Source organism: Herbaspirillum sp. B65, from assembly GCF_000333555.1.
GTDB classification, from domain to species: Bacteria; Pseudomonadota; Gammaproteobacteria; order Burkholderiales; family Burkholderiaceae_D; genus Herbaspirillum; species Herbaspirillum rubrisubalbicans.
On record NZ_BADI01000235.1, the window covers coordinates 1 to 6,726 of the forward strand.

Genomic DNA, 6,726 nt, shown 5'->3' on the forward strand with positions numbered 1-6,726 from the left:
CATTTCAGGCTGTCCTTGACGGCCAGCAGGGATTCGGCAAAGCCTTCGATGGCGAACTTGTGGGCCTTGGCGATGTCTTCCTGGGCACGGCGGCGGATGTTCTCGCCTTCGGCACGGGCGCGCAGGAAAGCATCCTGCATCTCGGCAGCCTTGGCTTCGGCAGCGGCCAGCTTCTCTTCCAGGGTGGGCTCGGCCGGTGCGGCTGCAGCGGCTTGCTCGGCGGCATTGGCCGCTCCGGTGGCAGCAGCAGCGGTGTCAGCAGCCTGGGGCTCTTGCTGGACGGATTGGGCTTCCTGTTTTTCGATGTCTTGCATTCCTGAATTACCTCCAACAAATCAATTGGTTACGTGCGTGCGGCAGATATTGCCGCACACTGGCGTCGATCGATGCGGCTCAAGTAAGGCATCTCCCTGCTTTTTCAAGGGCTTTTTGCCTATTTCTGCCAGTTCAAGAGGAAAATTGTTACGCGCGCTTACAGAAATTACTGGGCTTGGCTTCAAGTTAATTCGAGCCCGACCTAATATGAATTCGAGCCCCGCCGTGGGCCGGCTTCCCGGTTTCCCCTTCCCCTCATTCTTGTCGCGCCAACAAGGTGTCATCATGAAACTGCCACTGATTGCGGCCACTGTCCTCGTCGCCCTCTACAGCCTGCTGGCTACCGCCTGGATCAGCTATACGCACCTGGTCGGTCAATACACGCTCTGACCGGATCTGGCCTCATGCCAAGCCGGATTTATGCTTATATGAACGGATTGGCGTACCTCGCCACGGCTGAAATTTTGCCAGGCAGGCAACATAAGGCTTCCAGCCTGCTATTTTAGCAGGCCGAGCTGGGCAAACCGCCGATTCCCGGCGGCAATATGAAGCTTTAGGAAAAATTACCGAGCTGCGCCCAGCGCCTTGGCGCGCTCGGCCGCAATCACGGCCTGGCGCGCCATTTCTTCGCGAGCGGCGGCGTTGCTCATGGTCGGCCAGCCGGCCAGGTGCTGCTCGACCAGCTCGACCATGCCGGCGATCCAAGCTGGGGATTCATTCAGGCAAGGGATGAAGTGAAACTCCTTGCCACCGGCATGGAGAAAGTCGTCCTTGACCTCCATGGCGATCTCTTCCAGCGTCTCCAGGCAATCGCTGGTGAAGCCGGGGCACATCACATCGATGCGGCGCACGCCCTGGCGACCCAGTTCCTGGGCGGTGGGCGCAGTATAGGGCTGCAACCATTCGGCCTTGCCGAAGCGCGACTGGAAGGTGACCATGTACTGGTCCTCGGCGAGGCCCAGCGCTTGCGCCAGCAGGCGCGCGGTCTTGTAGCACTCGCAATGGTAGGGATCGCCCAGCATCAGCGTGCGCTTGGGCACGCCGTGGAAACTCATCAGCAACTTGTCCGGCCGGCCGTTGATCTCCCAATGATCCAACACCGACTGGCGCAGCGCCTGAATATAACCTTCCTGGTCGTGGTAATTGCGGATCAGGCGCAGCTCGGGAATATTGCGTACCTGGCGGTAATGATCGAAGACCGCATCGAAGATCGACGCCGTGGTGGTGCCCGAATACTGCGGATAGGCCGGCAACACCAGGATGCGGCTGCAGCCCTGTTCCTTCAACTGGTCCAGCACCTGCGGCAGCGAGGGCGTGCCGTAGCGCATCGCATAGACCACCTGCAATTGATGATGGCCGCGTGCGGCCAGTTGCGCGCCCAGGGCGGCGGCCTGGCGCTGGGTATGCACGCGCAGCGGCGAACCCTCGGCGGTCCAGATGCTGGCGTATTTCTCGGCCGACTTGGAAGAACGGAACGGCAGGATGATACCGTTGAGGATGAACCACCATACCGCCCGCGGAATTTCCACCACGCGCGGGTCCGACAGGAATTGCTTCAGGTAGCGGCGCAAGGCGCCGGCATGGGGCGCATCGGGCGTGCCCAGGTTGACCAGCACCACGGCGGTGGAGGCCGGGCTGCCATGGGTATAGGGAGGTTCTTTGCGAAAGGCCATGGTCGATTCGGCTCAGGTTTGTTGGTGTGGTAGTGACGGTTGCGCAGAACCAGAACTCAAGAGGCCAGCAGCTCGCGCGCATGTTTGCGCGTGGTGGCGGTGATTTCCAGGCCGCCCAACATGCGCGCAATTTCTTCCACGCGCGCCTTGGCATCCAGGCCATCGATGTCGGACAGGGTCTTGCCGCCCTCGCTGCGTTTCTTGACCTGGTAATGCTGGTTGGCCTGGCTGGCCACCTGCGGCAAGTGGGTCACGCACAGCACCTGGCGTTCCTGGCCCAGGCGCTTCAACAATCGTCCCACCACTTCAGCGACGGCACCGCCGATGCCGCTATCGACTTCATCGAAGATCAGCGTGGGCACCGTGGTGGCCGCCGATGCGATCACCGAGATGGCCAGCGAGATGCGCGCCAACTCACCACCGGAGGCGACCTTGGCCAGCGCACGCGGGGCCACGCCGGCATGACCGGCCACCAGGAATTCCACCTGCTCCAGGCCATATGCCGCCGGCTCCACTTCATTGAGGGCGATCTCGAAGCGCCCGCCCGCCATCGACAAATCCTGCATCGCCGCCGTGACCGCCTCACCCAACGCGGCTGCGGCCTTGGCGCGGGCCTTGGAGAGTTTCTGCGCCAAGGCCAGGTAGGCCGCCTTGAGCTTTTCTTCCTGTGCGCGCAAGGCATCGAGGTCGCTGGCGTCGGCCAGTTGCTTCAATTGTTCGGCAAGCTTGCGATATTCCTCGGGCAGCTCATCGGGCTGCACGTGGAATTTGCGGGCGGTGGAATGGATGGCTTCGAGGCGCTCTTCCACTTCCTGCAAGCGCGCCGGATCGAGCTCGACCCGACCCAGGTAATCATTCAAGGCATACACCGCTTCCTGCAACTGGATCTGCGCCGGTTCCAGCGCATCGAGCACGGGCTTCAGGGCGGTATCGACATCGACCAGCTTGCTCAGCTTCTGCGTGATCGAAGACAGTTGCGAGAGGATCGGCGACTCCGATTCGGAGATCACGCCCAGCGCTTCCTGCGCCCCGCCGATCAGGGCGGCGGCGTGCGACAGGCGGCTGTGCTCGGTGCTGATCTCGGCCCATTCACCGGGCTTCACGGCCAGCTTGTGCAGCTCGGCCACTTGCCATTCGAGACGCTCGCGCTCCAGCAATACGTTGCGCGCATCTTGCTCGAACTGTTCGCGCTGGCGGGCCAGGGCGCGCCAGGTCTTGTAGGATGCCGCCACCTCGCGCGCCTGCTCCAGCAGGCCGGCCTGGCTGTCGAGCAACTGGCGCTGGGCATCGGCCTTCATCAGCGACTGGTGCGCGTGCTGGCCGTGGATATCCACCAGCATCTCGCCCACTTCACGCAATTGCGCAGCAGTGGCGGCGCTGCCGTTGATGTAGGCCTTGCTGCGGCCAGCATTGTCGATCACCCGGCGCAGCAGCACGCCATCGTGTTCAGCGGCCAATTCCTGCTCCTGCAACCAGGCCATCACTTCCGGGGTGGCGGTGAAATCGGCGCTCACATCGGCCTTGGCCGCCCCCTCGCGCACCACGCTGGGGTCGCCGCGCCCGCCCATGGCCAGCGCCAGGGCATCGATCAAGATGGATTTGCCGGCGCCGGTTTCGCCGGTGAAGACGGAAAATCCGCGCGCAAATTCGAGCTCGATGGCATCGACAATCACGAAGTCGCGAATCGTTAAGGTACGCAGCATGGTGGTCTCGCAGCGGGTTGGACGGACGGGCCAGTATTCTCAAGCGAGCCGGCCGCAGGTGGCCGGGCTTGTTGCGCGCTTATTGTAATCGGCCTTCTATGGAGGGGTATTCATTCCAGTGCAGCTTCTCGCGCAGGGTATCGAAATAGCTCCAGCCCTCGGGATGCAGGAAGGTGATCTTGTGCGCCGACCGGCGGATCACGATGCGGTCGCCATGCAGCACGCTGGTGAGCGACTGCATGTCGAAGTTGGCGCTGACCTCGCGCCCGGCCACCACCTGGATGACGATCTCGCAGGAATCCGACAGCGTGATGGGACGGTTGGACAGCGAATGCGGCGAGATCGGCACCATCACGATGCCATGCAGGCTGGGATGCAGGATGGGACCGCCGGCCGACAAGGCATACGCGGTAGAACCGGTCGGGGTAGCCACGATGAGACCATCGGAACGCTGGTTGTACATGAAGCGGCCATCGACTTCCACCCGCAGCTCGACCATGCCGGAGGTGGAACCGCGCGCCACCACCACGTCATTCAAGGCCAGGGCGCGGAAGATTTCGCCGCCCTCGCGATAGACCCGCGCTTCCAGCAGCGAGCGCGACTCGGCCTCGACCTTGCCTTCCAGCATTTCGCCCAGAGCCGGTATCATGCGGTCTTGCGCGATGTCGGTGATGAAGCCCAGGCGCCCCTGGTTGATGCCGATCAGCGGCACGTTGTAGGGCGCGAGCTGGCGCGCAATGCCCAGCATGGTGCCATCGCCGCCGACCACGATGGCCACGTCCGCATGTTGGCCGATCTGCTCGGGCGTCATGCTGTCATAGCCTTGCAGGGCGATGTTGTCGGCCGTTTCGGTTTCGAAGACCACGGTGTGTCCATGCGACTCCAGAAACACGGCGATGTCTGAGAGGATCTGCGCGATGCCGACGGCCTGGAACTTGCCGACGATGGCGACGGTTTTGGGTACGGCTGCCTGAACGGGTAATTTGATGGGCCACATGCTGCGGATTAGACCATAATTTGAGATGACATTGTAATGAAACCAAGCGCTTCCTCCCTGCCGTCCCCCACTGCCCCAGCGGCCCCTGCCCCCATCCAGGCCGTGCTGTTCGACCTCGACGATACCCTGTGGGCCATCGAACCGGTGCTGGTGCGTGCCGAAGGCCTGCTCTACGACTGGCTGCGCGAGCACGCTCCCGCCGTGGTAGCGGCCCATACCATCGCCAGCCTGCGCGAACGCCGCATGGCATTGATGCAGACCGATCCGGCCTACCGCATCGATCTGTGGAAGTTGCGCCATACCGCGCTGTCGCAAGTGTTTCGCGAGCATGACGTCGACCTGGCCCTGGTGGACCCGGCCATGGCCCTGTTCTCGGAAGCACGCAGCACGGTGGCGCTGTTCGATGATGTGGAACCGGCGCTGCTGCGCCTGAAGGGCAAGCTGACCCTGGGCTCGGTCTCCAATGGCTTTGCCGACCTGGAGCGCATCGGCCTGGCGCAGCATTTCGGAGTCTCCATCGCGGCCCACCGCTTCGGCCGCGCCAAACCCGATCCGGCCATCTTCCACGCTGCCTGCGCAGCGCTGCAGGCTGCCCCTGCAGCCACTGTCTACGTGGGCGACGATCCGCTGCTGGACGTGCAAGGCGCGCAGCAGGCCGGTCTGCGGGCGGTGTGGATGAACCGTTTCGACCGTACCCTGCCCGCAGGCATCCTTCCCGATGCCATCTGCCGCGACCTGCATGAGCTGCATGACTGGCTGGAGGCGCAGGCCTGAATAGCCCTAGTGGGCAGAATAGTGCGTACAAATCAAGGCCTGCATGACGCCAGCGTCACTTTTTGCCGGATAAGCCGCTAGAATATGCCCCATGCAACTCGATAACCGCGCCCGCACACTCCTCAAAGCCCTGGTCGAACGCTACATCGCCGACGGCCAGCCGGTGGGTTCGCGCGCCCTGTCGAAACTGTCCGGCCTGGAACTGTCGCCGGCGACCATCCGCAACATCATGGCCGATCTCGAAGAGATGGGCTTCGTCGCCAGCCCGCACACCTCGGCCGGACGGGTACCGACCCCACGCGGCTACCGCATGTTCGTCGATACCCTGCTTACCGTCGAAGCCATCGATGAAAGCGCCCTCGAAGGCCGGCTGCAGGCTCGACTGCAGCACAGCGGCTCATCCCAGAAGATCATCACCAATGCGGCCCAGGTGCTGTCCTCGCTATCGCAGTTCGCCGGCGTGGTGATGACGCCCAAGCGCGAATCGGCGTTCCAGCAGATCGAATTCCTGCGCCTGTCGGAAAAGCGCATCCTGCTGGTCATCGTCGACCAGGGTGGCGACGTGCAAAACCGGATGCTGTTGACCGAGGTCGATTACACCCCCAGCCAACTGACCCAGGCCGCCAACTACATCAACCAGCACTACGCCGGCCAGTCCTTCGACCAGGTACGCCTGCATCTGCAAGGCGAGCTGCGCCAGTTGCGCGACGACATGACGGTCTTGATGCAGGCCGCGGTCGAAGCCGGCAGCGACGCCATGAGCGAAGAGGCCGACAACAACGTGGTCATCTCCGGCGAGCGCAACCTGCTGTCGGTGACCGACCTGTCCTCCAACATGAATTCGCTGCGCCGCCTGTTCGACATGTTCGAGCAGAAGACTGGCCTGTTGCAGTTGCTGGATGTCTCCAGCAAGGCCACCGGGGTGCAGATCTTCATCGGCGGCGAGTCACAGCTGGTGCCCATGGATGACATGAGCATCGTCACTGCGCCCTATGAAGTCAACGGCCGCATCGTCGGCACCCTGGGCGTGATCGGGCCGACCCGCATGGCCTATGAGCGCGTCATTCCCATCGTCGATATCACCGCCAAGCTGCTCTCCAGCGCCTTGAGCCAGCACTAGGGCCTGTTCACATTCAATCTGCGAGTGCGAGAGGCCGCCNAGCGTTGTCTGCCTAGGCGCGGCGACGCGTCCGTACTGGTGCTACGGCAAGGAGCTGCTACAATCGGCTGGCGACGCTTGGCGGCCTCTCCCGGAGGGCTGCCC

At 63.1% G+C, this 6,726-nt stretch carries 6 protein-coding genes; 2 read left to right on the top strand and 4 right to left on the bottom strand.

What is annotated here, in order from left to right; translation table 11 throughout:
* The 4 genes from grpE to I5W_RS06185 all read right to left on the bottom strand — a co-directional run.
* A partial coding sequence (gene grpE, locus I5W_RS06165) for a nucleotide exchange factor GrpE (protein ID WP_044528579.1) occupies positions 1-314 on the bottom strand: 314 nt, incomplete at its 3' end.
* A 564-nt stretch (positions 315-878) separates the two neighbouring features.
* Positions 879-1,988, bottom strand: a complete 1,110-nt coding sequence (gene hemH / locus I5W_RS06175) for a ferrochelatase (RefSeq protein ID WP_044528580.1) — start codon at positions 1,986-1,988, stop codon at positions 879-881.
* A 56-nt stretch (positions 1,989-2,044) separates the two neighbouring features.
* On the bottom strand, positions 2,045-3,691 hold the full coding sequence (gene recN / locus I5W_RS06180) for a DNA repair protein RecN (RefSeq protein WP_044528581.1): 1,647 nt from the start codon (positions 3,689-3,691) through the stop codon (positions 2,045-2,047).
* A 79-nt stretch (positions 3,692-3,770) separates the two neighbouring features.
* Complete coding sequence (locus tag I5W_RS06185) at positions 3,771-4,688, bottom strand: NAD kinase (RefSeq protein ID WP_017455260.1); 918 nt, start codon at positions 4,686-4,688, stop codon at positions 3,771-3,773.
* Positions 4,689-4,724: 36 nt separating this feature from the next.
* On the opposite strand from I5W_RS06185, the gene I5W_RS06190 reads away from it, so the two are divergent.
* Both I5W_RS06190 and hrcA read left to right on the top strand, forming a co-directional pair.
* Positions 4,725-5,462: an HAD family hydrolase gene (locus tag I5W_RS06190; RefSeq protein WP_044528582.1), complete on the top strand. Its 738-nt coding sequence runs from the start codon at positions 4,725-4,727 to the stop codon at positions 5,460-5,462.
* Between the two features lie 91 nt (positions 5,463-5,553).
* Positions 5,554-6,582: a heat-inducible transcriptional repressor HrcA gene (hrcA, locus tag I5W_RS06195; protein WP_017455262.1), complete on the top strand. Its 1,029-nt coding sequence runs from the start codon at positions 5,554-5,556 to the stop codon at positions 6,580-6,582.
* Positions 6,583-6,726: the final 144 nt, after the last annotated feature.